This window comes from Phycisphaerae bacterium, from assembly GCA_028714855.1.
Classification (GTDB): Bacteria; Planctomycetota; Phycisphaerae; order Sedimentisphaerales; family Anaerobacaceae; genus CAIYOL01.
Genome location: JAQTLP010000004.1, coordinates 36,976 through 56,907, shown reverse-complemented (window position 1 = coordinate 56,907; position 19,932 = coordinate 36,976). Strand labels below are relative to the sequence as shown.

Annotated in this window: 8 protein-coding genes; 5 read left to right on the top strand and 3 right to left on the bottom strand. The window is 49.9% G+C overall.

Translation table 11 applies throughout. The features are described from left to right. Window positions 1-5 precede the first annotated feature (5 nt). Both PHG53_04220 and pyrR read right to left on the bottom strand, forming a co-directional pair. Entirely contained in the window at window positions 6-965 is a 960-nt protein-coding gene (locus tag PHG53_04220) for an aspartate carbamoyltransferase catalytic subunit (protein ID MDD5380831.1), read from the bottom strand. A 3-nt stretch (window positions 966-968) separates the two neighbouring features. Continuing rightward, window positions 969-1,496, bottom strand: a complete 528-nt coding sequence (pyrR, locus tag PHG53_04215; GenBank protein MDD5380830.1) for a bifunctional pyr operon transcriptional regulator/uracil phosphoribosyltransferase PyrR — start codon at window positions 1,494-1,496, stop codon at window positions 969-971. 256 nt (window positions 1,497-1,752) lie between these two features. On the opposite strand from pyrR, the gene PHG53_04210 reads away from it, so the two are divergent. The 5 genes from PHG53_04210 to PHG53_04190 all read left to right on the top strand — a co-directional run bounded on the left by PHG53_04210 (window position 1,753) and on the right by PHG53_04190 (window position 8,337). Continuing rightward, on the top strand, window positions 1,753-3,480 hold the full coding sequence (locus tag PHG53_04210) for a S8 family serine peptidase (protein ID MDD5380829.1): 1,728 nt from the start codon (window positions 1,753-1,755) through the stop codon (window positions 3,478-3,480). Window positions 3,481-3,803: 323 nt separating this feature from the next. Next, window positions 3,804-5,009: a hypothetical protein gene (locus PHG53_04205; GenBank protein MDD5380828.1), complete on the top strand. Its 1,206-nt coding sequence runs from the start codon at window positions 3,804-3,806 to the stop codon at window positions 5,007-5,009. A 36-nt stretch (window positions 5,010-5,045) separates the two neighbouring features. Continuing rightward, window positions 5,046-5,543: a hypothetical protein gene (locus PHG53_04200; GenBank protein MDD5380827.1), complete on the top strand. Its 498-nt coding sequence runs from the start codon at window positions 5,046-5,048 to the stop codon at window positions 5,541-5,543. Between the two features lie 113 nt (window positions 5,544-5,656). Then, a complete protein-coding gene (aroA, locus tag PHG53_04195; GenBank protein ID MDD5380826.1) occupies window positions 5,657-6,916 on the top strand; it encodes a 3-phosphoshikimate 1-carboxyvinyltransferase in 1,260 nt (419 codons plus the stop codon). A gap of 89 nt (window positions 6,917-7,005) precedes the next feature. Beyond that, window positions 7,006-8,337 carry a chorismate synthase gene (locus PHG53_04190; protein MDD5380825.1) on the top strand — a complete coding sequence of 444 codons (1,332 nt, stop codon included), beginning with the start codon at window positions 7,006-7,008 and terminating at the stop codon, window positions 8,335-8,337. 25 nt (window positions 8,338-8,362) lie between these two features. Here the strand turns inward: PHG53_04190 and PHG53_04185 are convergent, their stop codons facing one another. Continuing rightward, window positions 8,363-19,870, bottom strand: a complete 11,508-nt coding sequence (locus PHG53_04185) for a S8 family serine peptidase (GenBank protein ID MDD5380824.1) — start codon at window positions 19,868-19,870, stop codon at window positions 8,363-8,365. Between the last annotated feature and the right edge of the window lie 62 nt (window positions 19,871-19,932).

Genomic DNA, 19,932 nt, shown 5'->3' with positions numbered 1-19,932 from the left:
AATAATCATCCTTGTATTGCTGCCGCCTGATTGACCAGGAACAAGACCGCCATTCTCACAGCCAGACCATTTGTAACCTGTTCGAGGATAACGCTGTTCGAGCCGTCGGCCACCTCGCTTTCCATCTCAAGGCCCCTGTTAATCGGCCCAGGGTGCATAACCAGAATATCGGGTTTCGCTTTTTTCATACGCTCCACCGTCAGGCCGAAATAATGTGAGTATTCCCGCACCGAAGGAAAAGGATTGCCGCCGAGCCGCTCGAACTGAATCCGAAGCATATTTATCACGTCAACCTTTTCGATGACATCATCGAGTGAATAGCTTACACTGACCGGCAGCTTGTCGACCTGCGCCGGCATAAGCGTCGGCGGGCCGACGAATATCACTTCGGCGCCGAGCTTTGTCATCGCCCACATACAGCTACGGGCGACGCGCGAGTGGGCAATATCGCCGACAATTGCTATCTTCAAACCTTTGAGAGTACCTTTATGTTTGCGAATGGTATAAACATCCAAAAGACCCTGTGTGGGGTGCTCGCAGTAACCGTCGCCGGCGTTTATTACGCAAGCGTTAATATTCCTGCTCAGGAATTTCGACGCTCCGCCGGCATTATGCCGAATCACAACAATATCAATCCCCATCGCCTCCAGGTTCCTGGCCGTATCTAAAAGCGTCTCGCCCTTACTGACAGAGCTAACCTTCTCGGTAAACTCTATAACATCGGCGCTTAATCGGCTCGCCGCCAGGGTAAAGCTGTTTCGCGTCCGCGTGCTGTCTTCAAAAAACAGATTACAGACAACCTTACCACGCAGAGGCGGCGCCTTTTTCACCGACCGCGTGCTTATCACCTCGAAACCTTTGGCCGTGTCGAGAATATATGTAATTTCCTCCGCGCTCAAATCTCGTAAGCCAAGTAAATGCTTGTGCTGCCACTGGAATTGTTTACTTTTTCTTATTAACGCCATAATCTACCCGATAACGACTTCTTCCTTGCCGTCCGATTCAGAAAGAAAAACCTGCACCGATTCGCCCGGTTCAACATCTGCTCTGTAACCGGCGTAATCCGCCTGTATCGGAAATTCCCTTCCCGCCCTGTCAACAAGCACCGCCAATTTAATCGCCTTCGGTCTGCCCAAATCTATAAGGGCATCCATCGCCGCGCGCGTCGAGCGCCCCGTATATAAAACATCATCGACTAAAATAACTATTTTTTCGTCTATATCGAAACCGATTTCAGTAGTTCGCACCTGTGGCTGAGCATCGCTGCGCGGTGAATTTAAATCGTCCCGGTAAAGTGTGATGTCGAGGACCCCGCATGGAACATCCCTGCCAAGCTCCTCCGACAATCGGCCCGACAGCCTCTGGGCGAGAACCTCTCCTCTGCTGCGAATACCAATTACGGCAAGAGCCAATTCGGGCGGGGTTTCGGAAATAATACGGCTTGTCAAATCCTTGAGAATCTGCTCGATTTGTTCGGAATTCAAAATTACTTTCATATTTACGGCAATCCCTTGGCCAAAATCGCATAGAGTATAACAACTACGCCCTATAAAGGCAAGATTTCTGCACTAACTTTTCAAAAACCGCATTTTCAATACTGAAATCGCCATATTTTGCAGGTATTTTACTTGAAAAGGAAACCCATTTATGGTATCATAATGACATATTTCGGGGGCAGACTTACTATCCGCAACGTGATGAGAAGCTGCTTTCTGCCTTTCCGATTCTAACCAATATTTCCGGGGGAGCGGAATGGGTTGTGGTGTTGAAAAAAGATTTGGCCTTTGTCTGTTCGCCGGCATTGTAGTTTCGCTGGCGGCCGGTAGCGCTGTCGCTGCAGACGAAGTACTGCAGCCGCAGGGATTAGATTTCAGCGGGATTTATACGCTAAGGCAATTAGACCCCAACCTGACAGGCGCCGGCGTCAAATTCGCCGTCATCTGTCGAAGTAATACTTATATTGACGGCGAACCCCAAAATGACTACCAGCCAAGCATCGAGCATAGCTGCTTCAAAGACAAACAGCTAAATTTCATAGACCAGGCCGAACCTGCAGCCGACATATCGCCCCACTCAACAGCTATCTGCTCCATACTGCTCGGCGAAGACCTCAATGCCTATAATCCACAGCTGGGGCAATTCCACTATCAGGGGGCTGCACCACAGGCCCAGGCTGATAACTATGAATTTTGGTATTTTTTAACTAATAATATCTTTCCTCACTCGCCGCCTGATGCGGACATTGTAACCGCCAGCTTCGGCACTCAGTTTGAAGACTGGTGGACAAGAGGAATGGAAGCAATGGCTGAGCAGGACGGCATTATTGTCGTGGCCGGCATAGGAAACGGCTCAGACGCTTTCGACCCCCTGCTTTACCCAGGCGCCGGCTCCAATGCTATTGGTGTCGGAGTCATTAACTCCGTAAACGCCGAAAATCTCGCAGATAAATTATCGCACTTCTCGCTCGCTTACCCGGAGAATTCGAGCCTAGGGCCGACCGCAGAGGGACGATGCAAACCCGATATCGTCGCTCCCGGCAACTGCCTGGCAGCCGATGCAAATGACCCAGGCCGCTACGAACCGACCGGCAACTGGTCAAGCTTCTCAACGCCCATCGTCGCAGGAGCAATCGGCCTGCTCGTTCAAAAGGCCAAAGGAGACATGGATTTAAGCCCCGCTGTCGCAAAAGAAGGCGGAAACTGCGTAATGAAAGCTATCCTGCTGAATTCGGCAAAGAAACTGCCCTACTGGCATAAAGGCAAACTTGAAAAAGACGATGACCACGAGGCGCCGTTGGATTTTCTCCAGGGTGCCGGAATGTTAAACGCCGTTGGCGCATATAGAAATCTAATCGCAGGCCAGACCAAGCCCGGCCTGTCTGCTGTCCCCACCCTCGGATGGGACAATAACCAGCTTGAAAGTAAGACCCCGGAAAACATCTACAAAATCACCCTCCCGGAACCGAACGAAAACTTTATTACCGCCACGGTCGTATGGAACAAGCATTTCAGCGACGTTTATCCTTTTGACCCGATGCCGGATGAAGATGCTGACCTTCGGCTTGAACTCTGGGCTGTTGATACAGATGAACCCAACAATACCTATCTGCTCGATTACAGCGACAGCAAAGTCGATAACGTCGAGCATATTTATTGCAAGGCCGATGCAAATATCACAAATTACGAGCTTGTCGTCACCTCCAGTGATACCGATGAGATACAAACAAACCAGCGTTACGGCTTGGCGTGGAATGTCACTAAACAAGATAATGACAACATACTGTTGTATGACCTAAATGCTGATGGCATTGTCAATAATTTGGACCTTACTATTCTTATTGATAACTTGCTGACCAGTGCAAAATCACCCAAAAATTACCTGCTCGGCGATATAAATGCTGACGGCACAATAGATAAGGAAGATTTCGAAATCATACTCAAGCACAAAGACGACATAGCCGACTGGTACACAACAAAATAAACAAGTCAAAATAATTCACGTTAAATAGATAAAATAGGCAATCTTTAAGCGGTTAAAATACGTTCAATTTGCGTAAGAATTGGTAAAAATGCGCACGAAATTGCGAAAAATGTACATAAAAGTGTGAAGAATGTATGTAAAGTTGTGAAAAAAAGACAGAAAGTAAATGAGTAGATGAGGGGATGCGTGAATGAGTGGATGAGTGGATGAGTAAAAAAATGGGGACAGGGGAAACTAAATTAATACTGGTTTTCTCTTGACTTTTGGGGGGTATTGTGATAAGGGGTAATTTAAGGGTTAAGCTATTTTAGGAGGTTACAAAAATGAGGAAGTTAAGAAGGGCACATCAAAGACATATTAGAGAACAATCTAAGCGGGAAGAAAGGTTCAAGAAACGCGCTCTTGCAGCCGGCACCGCCGCTGTAATTGCTTTAGGGTCAGTTGCAGGGGTAAATAAAGCCCTCGCTGCATATACGCCTGACCCGCACGAACTGCCTGTCAGCCAGGATGCAGACGCGGATTTGCTCGCCAATAAAGAAGAACTTGCGATTGGCTACCGTGCATTCAAGGCTGACGAGAACCGCAACGGAATACCTGACGGCGTCGAATTAGCAAAACTTTGCGCAACTGATATCAACAACCTACCGTGGGAAAATGAAGCTGGTCCGAACGAAACATATAAATGGTGGAGTCCGCAAATGGGTCTGCACACATGTGATATTTGCGGAGCAACTGTGGTTATGGGGCCGGGAGGGGTAACAAATCCAAAGTTAGGCATAACGGTGAGTTTTGATTTTAAGCTGGCACTGCATTATATGGAGCATGGCTCGTTCAGCTACGACGGTTACTACGTTGAACCTGTCGAGGGAAGACTTAATGTAGCGCTTTTAATGAGGGCGCTTGAACGGCGATACCCTTATGAACCCAACGCGCACCAGTTGCCGTTGAATTATGTTGTCGACTCGAACCAGTTAGCCCCCGACGCCAACGACCTCGATGGGGACCTTTTAGCTGACAGCGAGGAACTTGCAGCGGGTTACAATCTACACGACGCTGACCAAGACAAAGACCTTATCCCCGACGGAATTGAACTGGCAAAACAGTGCGCTGCTGCTATCGAGGAATTGCCGTGGGAAGAGGATGCCCTACCGGGTGAAACATATAAATGGTGGGGGCCGCAATACGGGGCGCACATATGTGATATTTGCGGAGCAACTATGCCTATGGGGCCGGGAGGGGTAACAAATCCACAGTTAGGCATAACGGTGAGTTTTCCTTTTAAGATGGCTTTGCATTATATGGAGCATGGCTCGTTCAGCTACGACGGCCATTATCCTGGTGTTGAACAGGTCGATGGCAGGCTTAACGTGGCGGACTTGGCAAGGGCGCTTGAAATACCGCGGCATTGCGGCGATTTAGGGGCGCTGCATTTGCCCGGTGATTTAAATGAAGACTGCAAAGAGGACTTTGCCGACTTTGCTGAATTCGCCGACAAATGGCTGGAGAGCACCGAGCCGGGACAAGATTAGGACGCTAAACAGCGAGACGGTTGAAGGGAAGCAGATTTGGATTTTGACTCGCAGGAACTCAAACAGCATATCAAGGCCCTTAAGGAAATCGACTTTGAACTGGCATATCTTGCCCTGCTTACCTGTGAGGGACTAAAGCCATTAAGCAGATGGGAAAAACCTTTAGACGGCCACGGGTTCGGATTGTTACAACAAATAGGCCTGCTTACGAAACAAATCCGGCGAACGGTCAAGACCGGCAAGGAGGTTTTAGAAAATATTTTCGGCACATCGGCCGGTTACATTCAACTCTACGAAAAACGATTTGCCGGCACGCCGATAGATAAATCTGCGCAGACTATACGTTTCGAGGGTTTTTTATTTGGTTTTCCGCCCTGCTGTGTGGACGAATATATCCGACATCCCTACGCCAAGAACAATCTTAATTCCGAGGACCAGAAGATTTTATTCCACTGGGCCTGCAAAGACTGCAAAATCACACCTTTGATATTGCCCGCCTGCAAAAGTATTTATAACTCCCTCAAAGATTATTAAAAACACCATACGACCAACTTTATACCCGAAGTAAGCTAAACATCCCCAGGACTGTCAAAATCAAAAACTTCTTTTAATTCCTCTCAATTTCTGGTAGAAATACAATTCTGATTATGAAAATCGTAAATAAAATCCGTAATACTGATGTTACTGTGGATGCTCCGCCATCCAAAGCACACACCTTGCGTGCCTTAATTATCAGCTCTCTAAGTGCCGGTGAATGCACGATTTACAACCCTCTGTTCGGCGAAGACCAGCGAAATGTGATTGAGTGTCTGAAACGGCTTGGCATAAAAATCGAAGCCGGAAGTGATAAGCTAACCGTAACAGGCACAGGCGGAAAATACACGCCGGTAAAAGACGAATTAAACGTAGGCGAATCCGGAGTAGGGATGAATTTTCTAACTTCGGCGGCCAATCTATCTGACAAGCCGATAGTTATCACGGGGAGCAAAAGGATTACCGAAAGGCCTATCGGAGAAGTGGTGGAGGGACTGCGGCAATTAGGATGCAGGATAGATTATCTCGACAAAGAAGGTTTTCCGCCTATCAAAGTTTACGGCGGCGGGATTAAAGGCGGCCAAGCACAGATAAGAGGCGGGGAATGTTCACAATATTTCAGCTCGATTGTCATATCGTCGCCTTACGCGGAAAAGAAAGTAACGCTGAAATGCGTCGATGAAATGACGGAAAAGCCATATTTCGACATCAGTCTGCAAATGATGGCTGAGTTCGGCATAAAGGCGAAAAACAGTAATTACAAGCAGATAGAAATTCCGAAGGGAAGGTATTCGGCGAGAGAGATAACAATAGAAGGCGATTACAGCAGCGCATCATTTTTCTTCCTGGCAGGGGCGATTTGTAAAGCGAAAGTTACTGTAAAGGGGTTGCGGCCTGACACAAAACAGGGGGACAAGGCGTTTCTCCCGCTGATGGAGCAGATGGGATGCGAGGTATCAGAAACAAATGATGGGATTTGCATCACGGGGCGGAAACTAACCGCAATTGAGCAGGACATGAGCGACCTGCCGGACTTGGTTCCGCCAGTAGCTATAGCGTGCGCATTTGCGAAGGGGGAAAGCAGGCTCACGAATATAGGGCATTTGAGAAATAAGGAATGCGACAGACTGGCGGTAATGGCTTCGGAGCTTGGGAAAATGGGCGCAGAGGCGGCGTGCGATGAAAATTCGCTTATTATAAAGGGCGGCGGAAAGATACACGGCGCACAGATAGACCCGCATAACGACCACAGGATTGCGATGAGTTTTGCTGTTGCGGGACTGGCGACAGGCGACCAAGCAATTGAAAACGAGATGTGCGTAGCGAAATCATTCCCAGACTTCTGGGAAAAGTTTGAAGTTTTCTATAAATAGGGTTATACTGCCTCAGTTCGATTCTAACTCTGGATTCCTGCTTGCGCAGGAATGACAAATTATTAGTAACTTTAAGGAGAGCTTGAAAAATGATTGGCTGCTCTTTAGGACGGATGTTTCAGGTAACGGTGGCAGGCGGGTCTTACCAGGAAGGTTTAACTTCTGTTATACAGGGCGTTCCGCCGGGGATGATACTAACTGAGCAGGAGATTTACGGCGATTTGCTGCTTAGAAAGCCGGGAGCCGACGAATTGAGCAGCCCGCGAAAAGAGCCTGACCTGCCGGTTATTTACAACGGGCTGAACGCCGCCGATACTATTGCGGGAGCCAAAAACAAAAACCACACCAACGGGACGCCGCTGACAATACTGATTCCAAACCTCGACCGGCATTTCGTCCATATAGAGCAATATCAGGACACAAACCGCACGCCGAGGCCGGGGCACGCATCATACGCATCATTTATTAAGTACGGCCCTGATGACGACGCAATCGGTGCAGGCATATTCAGCGGACGATATACATCGACTATTGTCGCAGCCGGATATGTAGCCAAAAAAATCCTGAAAAAATGCGGCATTGAAATCTTCTCATACGTGAAAGAACTCGCAAGTGTCAGCTGTCCCGATGTCCCACACGACAAGGCCTTTGCCTATACCGAGCAGTATAAAAAAATGCGGCACGACCTTGACCCGTTCTACCAGGAAATCTACGTCAAAGGCAGGGTAAATATGGATATGCGGTTTTTGGAAAAGGCGGCTGTATTTGCCCAAATCGAGAATGAAATCGACGCTATTCGCAGCAAAGCACCAAAGATGAGCGACAGCAAGGTCAAAGAGAAATACGGCGTGCACTATGTCGTCAACTGCCCGGATATCGAAGCTGCCGAGGAAATGGTCAAAGCGTGCAACAAGATAACCAAGACAGGAGATTCATCCGGCGGCGTAGTTGAAATAGTCGCGACCGGCGTGCCGACAGGTCTGGGTGAGCCGGTCTTCTATAAACTCGATGCTGAATTAGGCAAGATGTTAGGTATCGGGGCCGTTAAAGGCGTAGAGGTCGGCGCAGGTTTTGCGGTGAAAGATATGACGGGCATCCAATCCAACGACCAGATGCAGGCGAAAAAGGGGAAGGTTACTTTCGAGTCAAATAATGCCGGCGGGATTACGGGCGGGCTTTCAACAGGCCAACCAATCGTCGTCAGACTTGCGGTCAAGCCGACGCCGACAATCGACAAACCACAGAAGACAATCGACAAATATACACTCGAAAACAAAGGACTGGCGGCTATTACCAGGCGTGACCCCACGATTGTGGCGAGGATATGGCCTGTCGCCGAGAACTATACAGCTATAGTAATACTCGACCATCTGCTGGCACACTACGGCTATCAGACGCTCAAGGCCAATTTTGCGGGCTAAAAGCCAAAGCAAAATTTCGCTGATACTATAAAGCCGGCAGAGTAGACGACCAAGCACTTACATTCCAAAGGTTATCACGAACCCTGAAGCGGAAGGTGTGGCCTTGATTAGCAAGATGTATACATATATTGTTCCATTCCGGTGCAGCTATCCAGTCACTGCTGTAGCCATCCGTAAGATTTCCGCAATCACCGCTATAGAGACCTGAAACATCGGTACACTCGAATTGATACCACACGCCGTTACCTCCCGCATCTGTGGCTGTTACTGCTGTCATCCAGACCCTGGCATCGAACCCGCTGCCGGTTTCGTAAGGCTCCACTAGCCATGCCACAGGTCCCGGCGCTTGGTTATCCACCGGTCCTTCTTCCGCATTAGTGGTCGCAGAAGCTGGGGCTGACGGGAGGTTTTCGTTAGGGGGACCAGCGTTATCTCGAGCCTTAACCGTAAATGTATACAAAGTACTCGGAGCAAGACCAGTAGCCAAATAGGTCGTGTTTATCTGCCAAGCACTGGTGAAGGTGCCGTTGCTGGTACATTCGAAATAATACATTACAGGATTGCTGCTGTCAGTAGCGGTCGTTGCCGTCATTGTAATCGCAGTTGAGCTTCCTGGCACTGCCGCCGGCGGCGAAGCCCAGGTCATAGTAGGAGGTTCAGGCGGAGTGGTGTCTACCTCTACCGGCGCCTGGCCGGTTGATGCATAACCGATTGCCGACCACTGGGTTTCGTGGCCTCTTTCATCACGAGCCTTTACTCTGAAGCCATATGTGGTATTCGGGTCGAGGTCGGTGATAACGTATGTCGTATTGGAGACCCAACCGTTACTGTCGGCATTACCGGTGACGCATTCGAAGTAATACTCGACAAGTCCGCCCCAGGCGTCAAAGGCAGGTTCGGCTGTCATGCTGATTTCATAAGGAGGCGTTGTAGTAGTCGAGTGGGGCGCTACCTTCCACTTGCTCGGATTTGGAAGCGGAGCCTCATTATCTTCTGAAATCCAGCATTCGTAGAATAAGTTCAAGTCTTCGAAGTTAACGTACGAATCAAACGTAAAGTCGGCTCCGTCGCACCAGTTGTTGTCCTTTGAGCAACCATCGTCAAGCCAGGACAGTGCGAATATCGCAAAGTCAACAAGATCAACGTCTCCGTCGTTGGACAAGTCACAGAAACTGCAGAACTCTATCGGATGAGCAAGCAGGTAATGATAGCCCAGATCTACCACATTCGTATCAAATACTTCATCGGTACGTGTGGTATATGGGTATGACAAGCCGATATCGCTTGCCAGGTCATTTCCGGCTTCAACGCAGGGGCTGTCAGCGGTCTGATTGGGGTCGTTGGTGTCTATTTGACTGAGATAGTAGCTGCCCAGCGGCCCGGTTACGAAATATGGGTCTGCCTGGAGGTTTGTGACTCCCCACCAGTTGAGCGTGCAACCACTGTCAATAAAGATACCTGACTGTCCACCTTCAATATCACTATAGGAAACACTCGCCGTGGAAGGCCTCGGGTCGTATTCGAAGCCGGTTCCGATAGCAAGCTGTGGGCCATTTTGACTTAAGTTGCCCCAAAGAATACTGTTAACTATATTGGTGTAATTTCCATAGGAACAGTACACTCCGCCGCCATATGCAGCGCCAAAGCCGATTCCAGTAGCAACGTTGTTTGCAATCGTACAATTGACGATGTTAGGCTCTGAATGCCAATTTGACGAAATACCGCCGCCGTCTCTGCCAGCAAAATTACCTGTAATCAAGCAGTTCATAACAGTTTGTGAGCCCGTGACACCTGTTAAGAATAAGCCTCCGCCGGAGGTGTTGGCCTCATTGTAAGAAATATTAGAATCGGAGATTTCAACTGCCATAGAGGCGCTGTAGATTCCACCGCCTTGTCCGCCTGCATTGTTTTCTGCCATCCCGGCGAAGTTGTTATGGACAATGCATTTTTGTATTGTCGCTGAGCCGGAGGCACCGAAGAATCCACCGCCCTGGTATGCCAAGTTGCCGGAGATGTTGCAGTCGGTAATTTCGGCATCGGCATCGGAACCATACATTGCGCCGCCGATAGCTGCCAAATTGTCGCTGAATTTACAGCTCTCAAGGACAACACCTGCACCTTTTTCCCAAGCCAAAGCGCCGCCATAGCTTACAAATGGGTCGTCGTTGTCGGCCAGATAGGTGGTGTCAGCCGTATTACCCGCAAAGTTGCAGTCGGTAAATACCGGCGTGCTGTTTGCTTCACAAAATACCGCACCGCCGAAGTTCTCAATTTCCCAGTGTATGCTGGGCTCCTCTCTATCCTGCGGCGGCCAGCCATCCAAGCCTGTAATTCCGCAGGTACCGCCTTCGGTTCGGTTATTGATAAAAGTGCAATGAGTAAATGTCGGGGCGCACTGTTCACCGATGAACACCGCACCGCCTCGGCCTGAATACTCGTTGTAAAAGTCATAGAAGCTATTCATGGCAGGCCCAAATCTTTCATAACCTTGACTGGAGTTGACCCATGGGCGGCGATACCACTCTCGGTTACTCTCGCCGTAATACCAACCGCCGCCGCGTCCGCCTTGTCCGTAGGAATCTTCGGTAGTACCGCCGTTGCCGCCATCGCCGCCATTACCTCCCGTTGCAGTGCAATTTTCAAAAGTGCAATTAATAACGGATGGACTGCTATCGACGAGACAGGCCAATCCACCGCCGTAAGCCCTGCCCGGCCAACCGCCATCGGTGCCGTTAATATTGGGGTCATCCGGGTTGCTGCCGCTACCGTTATAGCCGTTGCCGCCGTTTCCGCCAATAACACTGCAATCAACAAATCTACAGTTTTTAATGGTCGGAGACGCCATATAGCAAATGATACCACCGCCGAAGGCGTGTGCACCATTATACCCATCCTCGCCCAATTCATCACCAGGAAGTCCACTATAAGCCTGGTGGACAAACCCTCTGATAGTAATACCGTTAAGAACTGTTTCAGGACCTACATTATAAATTGCGAAAGCGCTCGTGCTGATGTAGCCCTCATCTCCGATTTGCATTTCGATTGTTGTCGCGGCAACAACGCATGGGTCCTCAGGAACAATACTGCTTATAATAATGTTCGAATCGTGAATATAGTAACCTGTGGAAGTAGTGTAAGTGCCCGGAGCAATCAAGACCGTATCGCCCTCTTCGGCCGCGTCCAGCGCCTGCTGAAGTGATGAGAAGTCGCCGGGAACAGTGATAGTCACGGGCTGTTCGAACTCAACCGAAACTGTTTTGTCACCATTCATAGTAATGGTGTTATTTGTGGAGGTAGAATTGTCATTATCCGTCCCAATCCACCGTTTGACTCTGTAACCTGCATTCGGAGAGGCAGTAAGAACTACGACTGCGCCGCGCGGATAATTACCATCTGCGGGCATAATAGTTCCGCCGTAGCCAATTACGCCGGTCGTCAAATCGCAGACGTTCCTCACGAACGTCACGGTAACCTTGTCTGTCCCCGTCCTGTTCCTATCCATCAGCACCGTGTTCTCGGTGCCGGTAAGCCCATCATTGTCCGTACCGGTCCACAAAACCTGGTAGCCAGACGGCGGCGGATTTGGACTGACGTTCAGATGCACTACAGTGTACTGATAGTAGGACCCTCCGTTAGGATCAACCACAGGCTGCTGCCCCGAGTCAAGGTCAGGAACTTCATCGGCTGTAACGAGTAACTCGTATCGCGGCGCTATGAACAACCTGTAGTGATAACCCATATCTACAATGGCGCTGTTCGGGTCAGGGTAGTTGGGGTCGTTGACGTCAGGGAAACTGTCGGTTCTGGTCGTGTAGGTATCAAGGCCGATATTCGGGTCATTCGCATCAACATTTCCTGCGTTAATGCACGGGCTGTTTATATCCTGCCCGGCAGCGACCTGACTTAGATAATAACCCGCAATAAAGCAGGGGTCTGCATTGATATTATGACTGTTGGCGTCCCATCTGTGATTGACGTCGGTCCAGTTAAGAACGCAATTAACATCAACAAAGATGGGGTCTGGGGTCTGTGAAACCATGTTAATCGCATTCAGCATCGCATCAACTACATCTGCAGCGCTATCGGCCTGCATGAATGTTCCACCTGTTTCGCCGGCCAACCTTTCGAAATAATTGGTCGCATTAACATCTGCGCCAACCATCAGCGAGACGATGCGTACGGGATCACTGCCGCTGGACGCTGCGATAATATCTTCAACCGTATAATTCGTAAAAGGCTCTGGGTCATGAGGCTCAGCGTCACCCATAAGAAGAATTACTCTCATCACCCCTGCGCCTGTCCGCCAGGCTCCCGGTCCAGTTGATGCGGGGCTGGCCCCGTGCAACTGGCCGCCAAGCGCCGCCGCCAGCGAGTTATGGTTGATACAATCCATCAGGGCCGCATAGACCGATTCAGGTGTATCACCGCCACCAGCAGCGGTTAATGAATTAATCGCATTTGCTACTAAACTTGTATCTGTTGTGAAACCCAAAACATCCCTGTATGGGTAATCAGTCTCATCACTACCATATGGAGTCTCATTAAAATCTCTATAGTCCATCACGGCGATTCTGTAATCATTAACTTCAGTTACTATAGCGCTGGTTATTTGATTTACAGCAGCTTTAACAGCATCGATATCATCAGCCATACTGCCGGTCGTATCTATGCAGAAGACAAGGTCAAGCGCCTCTACTGTCCTGCCAAACGCGCACGGGTCATTGGCATCCTGAATATCACTATATGCGACATTTACTGTTGACAGCCTCGGGTCGTACGGAACACCGGTGGCAATGGCAAGCTGTGAGCCTTGAACACCGATATTGCCCGAGTTGCCCCATAGGATGCTGTTAATGATATTAACGTAACTGCTATACGAACAGTATACTCCACCGCCAAACCCGCCTTCAAAGCCGACTCCTGTAACTACGTTGTCAGCAATGGTACAATTGACGATATTAGGCTCCGAGTACCAATTTGACGAAATACCTCCGCCGTCCCTGCTGGCAGAGTTACCTGTTATCAGGCAGTTTTTAACAAGCAGTTGATTGTCTCCTGATATATCCTCACCGAAGACATTCTTATTGGAGAAATAGATTCCGCCGCCGGAGCCGCGTGTGCTGTTATTAGCGAAATTGCAGTCAACAATTCCGGCATTTGTGCCAAGTAGACATAACCCGCCGCCCTGGCCGGCCGTAACTGTTGCCTCGTTTTCGTTGAAACTGGTTCCGTCAATATTGACCGTCCCGCTAACTAAAAGCGCACCGCCGCCGTGGAAAGCTGAATTAGCCAGGAAGTTACAATCCCCAATCAGCGGGCTGGAATTGCTCGAATATATACCGCCGCCAATTGTTGCCAAATTGTTATTGAAAGTACATCCTTCGAAGGTAAGGTCTGCCTCGTCTTCAAAAGCAATTGCACCGCCATAACTAACGAACATGTCGCTGCTATCCGGGAGGTTATTGATATCGGCCGCGTTGTTATTGAACACACAGTCTATAAATTGCGCTGTGCTGGCTCCGGCGACATATACCGCACCGCCGGAGTTATCTATCCTATAGCGGCTGGCCGGTTCATCCCGACCGCTATACGGATTACCGCCCTGACCGCAAATCCCATTGGTGCCGCTGAAGCTCTTATTATTGGTAAAAGTGCAACCTATAAATTCCGGAGAGCAGCTCGGGCCGACATATACCGCACCGCCGCGGCCGGTGTATTCAGTGTACAGGTCAAACCAACACCCACCCCCATCACAATACTCACCATTCGGCCAGTCGTGATTATACCAGTAGCTGCCTTCCCCGTAATACCAGCCGCCGCCTGGGCCGCCACGTCCCCATGGCCCAGGGATTGCACTATTGCCACTTCCACCATCACCGCCATTGCCGCCAATAGCGTTGTTATTTCTAAAGACGCAATTTATAAAGATTGGGCTGCTGTTGTAGAAAAGGGCCGCGCCGCCGCCGTAGGCTCTTCCCGGCCAACCACCCGGAAAACCATCGGGATAATCCTGGCAACCGTTGAAACCATTGCCGCCATTGTCGCCTATCATAGTGCAATCGGAAATCACGCAGTTTTTAATGGTCGGTGAAGCTACATAACAAGATATCCCACCTCCGGCATTCATTCCACCGTTAGATCCAGGACCGTTGACATCATCGCATGCTCTGCCAGCAACCGCGGTAAAGCCCCCGCCAATAAATCCTCTAATTGTAAGACCATTCAGAATTGTATTATGCTCTACGCCATAAAAACGGAAAATAGTGTCGCGATTTTCGCCCACGCCGGCATCCATCTGAATAATCGTATTAGCAACACAGCACGGGTCATCAGGATTGGTGCTGGTTATTGTAATAGCCTTATCGTAGATTTCAAAACCAAACTGGGTGTAATAAGGCTCTGGCGCCGCACTAAGTTCGATTATATCCCTATCGTCAGCATCATCGATGGCCGCCTGAATCGACGGGTACTGACCAGGGACATAAAGTGTTCTCGGCGAATAAAACTCAGCGAAAACCTCCTTATGCGCATCCATAGTTACCGTATTGTACTGCGTGTCTAAGAGGTCGTCGTCGGTACCTGTCCATATAACAACCTGAGAAGGATTTGCAGGAGTAGCTTTCAAAGTTACCACAGTGCCAGGAGAATAGGTATTGAGACCCGACGGCGATATCGTGCCGTCGCCAATGACATGAGTAACCAACTTATACGCGTTTTTAGGCCCGAATTCGATGGTCACCGTCTTATCAGAATTCATCGTTACCGTATTGTAATTCTGGTCCGTCGGATGCACAGGGAGATAATCAGCCCCTGTCCATTGATAAACTTCCCAGCCATCGTTCGGCTCTGCGCGAAGCTCTATTACCCTGCCCTGGTTGACATCGTATGTATTAGCATCTGACACCAATATCAAAGGCGGCAAATTTACATCAACCGTACCGAAAGTGCCATACCCCTGGTTCACTACCTCAACTGTAAACTCGTATTGCGGCACAACAGAACTTGCCGGGTAGTGATAACCCATATCAACAATATCATTAGTGTTGGCATCAGCAACAAGGTCGGTTCGAGTCGTCAGCGGTATCCCTATAATAGCGTCAAGGGCACTGGCGGTGCCGTCTCCGGCATCGACACAGTTACTATCGCTTAACTGTCCCGCAACAATCTGGCTTAAAAAGTAAGTCTGCTCGTCGGCCCTGGTGCTGGCGAACAACGGCTCTTCATCAATATTACCCCCCAGCCACCACAAAGCGGTATATGTTTGGGTTTCATCTTCCAGCCAGACGTCTCCTTCGCCGTACTGAACATCGGAATTGCTGACATAGACATCTGCATAACGACCATCTCCAGACGGATATGAACCAAAGGGGTTTCCTACTGCGATTTGAGAACCGCCGGCTTCCGCCCGGTTACCCCACAAAATACTATTATCTATCTCGGCCCAGGCCCAAAATTCCGCATTGCTTACGGCGCCGCCGACGCCATCGGGGCCGATGACATCATTTCCCACAAGGGTGCAGTTGTTAATTTGAACCCATGAGCCGCGATTGATCGACACGCCTCCGCCATATGCATATGCATTGTTGTCAGTTATAAGACAGTTAGTAATCTGATGCGGGTCGTCGGACCAGCCTTCGAAAAACAACGCGCCGCCGGTGCCATAAAAAGAAGAAGAGGCTTGATTGCCGGTTAAATTAGTGTTTTCGATACTAACGCGGGACTCGATTAAAGAAAATCCTCCGCCGAATGATGCCTCGTTTTCCTTTACGGAGCATCCTTTAACCGTCGTTGTACAGTCATAATTCCACATTCCGGCGCCTTCAAAAGCTGTGTTGCCGCTTAAGATGGAATCCTCAATCGTCAGGTTTGTTCTTTCCAGATATATCCCGCCGCCGAACAGCGCATCATTTTCGCGGAAATTACTGTCGGATATATTTATGGTAAAAGTCCCATAGACACTTCCGCCGAAGATGCCGCCGCCCGCGCTGGCGCTGTTTCCAGTTATATCACAGAAATTAAGCGTCGCTGAGCCGCTGGCATTGACGGAATTGAAATCAATCCCGCCCCCGTCAACGCTCGCATTATTATCTTCTATTTTGCAATTATTAAATACAGAATTGCAGTTGCGTTCATAAAACTCGCCGCCTCCCCAACCAACTATGCCGAAGGAATTCTGGCCGCCGGCATCATTACCACTTATCGTGCAAGCGGTAATACCAACTATACAATCAGGTCCATAATAATTACCGCCTCCCCGAACATCCGTCGAATTCAGTTGGTTATAAGCCGAATTATCCGGTCTGTCCAAACCACCGCTGCATGAACCACTACCAGAACCAACTTCACCGCCATCGCCGCCTATCCTACCGTAGCCGCCATCGCCGCCGGAACCGCATTGGCCAGCACCAGTGTCGCCATCGCCGCCATTGCCGCCGTTACCGCCATTGCCGCCATCGCCGCCACTGTGAGTACCACTATCATTAATAAAAAGCGTATTATCTCTGATTATGGTGTCCGCAATAGTAACAACGCAGCCTTGTGCATAGTATAAAGCCCCACCCCTTGCTGACAGCCCATCTGTCCCGGCAAATCCGCCGTTTTCGCCGTTGCCGCCGGTGCCGCCGGGGCCGCCTGTAGTGCCATTTCCGCCGTTGCCGCCATCTCCGCCGTCGCCGCCATTTCCGGCAGCAGCACCTCCCCCATTTATGACACCGCAGCCTGTAATTTCACACTCAACAATTGTGGGCCTGCAAGCAGTGCCGAAGTGCATCGCACCGCCTAAAGCAATACCGCCGCCGCCGCCTCTGCCGCCTCTGCCGCCGTCGCCGCCGTCGCCGCCGCCGGCACCGACTGCGCTATTGCCTCCATTGCCGCCGGTGCCGCCGTCGCCGCCATTGCCGCCGTCGCCGCCCGTTCCGCCATTGCCGCCAAGGGCTCCACAGGCGATAATTTTGCACTGTCGAATTTCCGGACTTCCACTATCGAAGTAAAACGCTCCGCCAAAACCACTACCGCCATCGTCGCCGTCGCCGCCATCGCCGCCGTCGCCGCCGTCGTCGCCGTCGGTTGCTGGGGTGCCGTTGGTTGCATCGTAATCATCACCATTTGCACCAGGCCCTCCATCGGCACCGGGATCGCCGTTGCTGCCGCTATTGCCCGCGGCAAAACAACTCATAATAACGCACTTTGTAATTGTAGGCTCACTGTCGTTAAAACAGGCTATGGCTCCGCCATAACCGTTATCGGACGGATTGCCAGAATCATCCATACCTAAGCCATTTACGATTGTAAAACCGGTAACAACCGAGTTATGGTCCTCACCGTGGTGGAAATAAAAGGCCCTGTTCTCAAAGCCACAGTCAATAACCGTAGCTGCAACCGTAGCCGGGTCGTTGGGGTCCATACTTCGTACAATAATGTTGTGGCCTCCAAAGTCTATGGCATGGTTGCCGGTACCGGTATATGTGCCGGGCCTGACCTCGACAGTATCCCCATCAACTGCGGCGTTAACGGCATCCTGAATTGTGGTGTAAGGTCTCGGGACAGTAAGTAAATTCCCACCCTCGCTGCTTATCGTTACAGTCGCCTGGTCAGACTCGGCGGTCTCGTTAAGCAAGAAATCTCTGGCTTTGACCGTGAAGGTATAGCTGCTGCCTACATTAAGCCCTGATGATATTGTATATATAGCTGTAATCCAACCGCTGTCTAAAGCGGGGTTAGGACCTGTACCATCTACATCCACACATGTGAAAAAATAGCTTATCGGGCCGTTTTCATCGGTAGAGGCCATGGCTTCCATACCAACGCGAGGAGTCGGCCGAATCCTTTGCACCTTAGGCCGTATCTTCCATCGGCTCGGATTTGAAAACGGAGGGAGATTATCTGTACCATTAGCAGTTGCGGCAGATCTCGCTATCGACGGTGCAGTTTCGTTATGATTATCAGATTTATCACGATATTTTACCGTGAAAGTATATGTTGTGTTCTCAGTAAAATCGCTGCGAGTATACAACGTACTATCCTGCCAGCCGCTGTCGAAAGCAGGGTTTGGACCTCCCGAATCAACATCTGTACACACAAAATAGTACTCAACTCCGGAGTGGTCGGTTGCCTCTTTGGCCTGCATAATGATTGTATGCAAACCAGTCGCCTGGGGCACGAACTCCCATTCAGCAGGGTCGGGCAACGGCGAAGTAGAATCAAACAGAACCTCATGCAGCGAATTATATAAATTCAATCGCCCGCCGGTAGCACAAAGACCCGTTAGAGACGCAAGCGGATCGCTATAATCCATCAGGAATCCCTTGACATCAGTGTAGGTCAGATTGGGGTCAGCGGTCCAAAGTAACGCACAAGCTCCTGCAACGTACGGAGCAGCCATTGACGTGCCTTGATAATATTCGTACTGGTTACCCGGTATTGTACTCAGAATACCCCTTGGGTCACCATCATCGTATTGCTCCCCGCCTGGTGCGGCAAGGTCTACAGATATAAGACCAAAATTGGAATAATATGCCTTTTCATCGATATTTGAAGTTGCCATTACCGAGATGACATTATCCAGAGTATAACTTGCAGGGTAATAAGGCATTGCGTCAATGCTTCTATCGTCATTTGCTGCGCCGGTAACAAAGAGAACGCCGGCGTTCTCTGCTGCCTCAATCGCATCGTAAAGGGCTTGCGGGAACCCGCTGGAAGGGTCGAGGTACCAGGAGGCATTTATAACCTTGGCGCCTTTGCTTACGGCATACTCGATACCATCGATAGCTGCATTGTAATAGAGAGTACCATCATCGGCAGCGATTTTTACGGCCATAATCTTGACGTTCCAGCAGACGCCGGTAACCCCAATCCCATTGTTGCCGACCGCACCAATAATACCTGAAACATGAGTACCGTGGCCGGGATCTGCCGAGTCATCCATTGGATTAGCATCATTAGAACCAGTGTCGCAGCCGTAATAATCATCTATAAATCCAGAACCGTCATCATCAATACCGTTGCCGGGGATTTCGCCGGGGTTGTGCCACATATTGGCTGCGAGGTCTGAGTGTGTATAATCAACACCAGAATCGATAACCGCTACAACAACACTGCCGTCTCCTGTATCCAAATCCCAGGCCTCAGGCGCATCGATATCTGCGTCGGCGGTGCCGCCTTCCTGCCCCGTGTTATGCAGCCCCCACAAGTCGGAGAACCGCGCATCATTAGGAACAGCAGATTTTCTGCATTTGTAGACCGGCTCTGCATAAAGAATATCCGGAGACAGGGCCGCAAAAACACGCATTTGCTTCACTGTCATACCAGTGGGAAGCTGTACAAGTGCAAGCCCCGGGACAATGCGGTATTCTTTAACTACATTGGTAGAAGGATTGCCGGAAATTGCGCTCAAAACGGCATTCTTCGCTTGTGTAGTAGCTTTGGGGTTTGCAAAACGCACAAGTAATGCGCCGGGCTTATAAGAATCGTCTGCTATTGCCAAAGCCGCTGCGAACAGCAGGATTAACGAGCCGACCAGGATCTGCCTCTTCATCTTTATACTCCCTTATTCTTCTTTGCTTATGGAATTGAGGCGGTAATAAGCGGGATATTCCA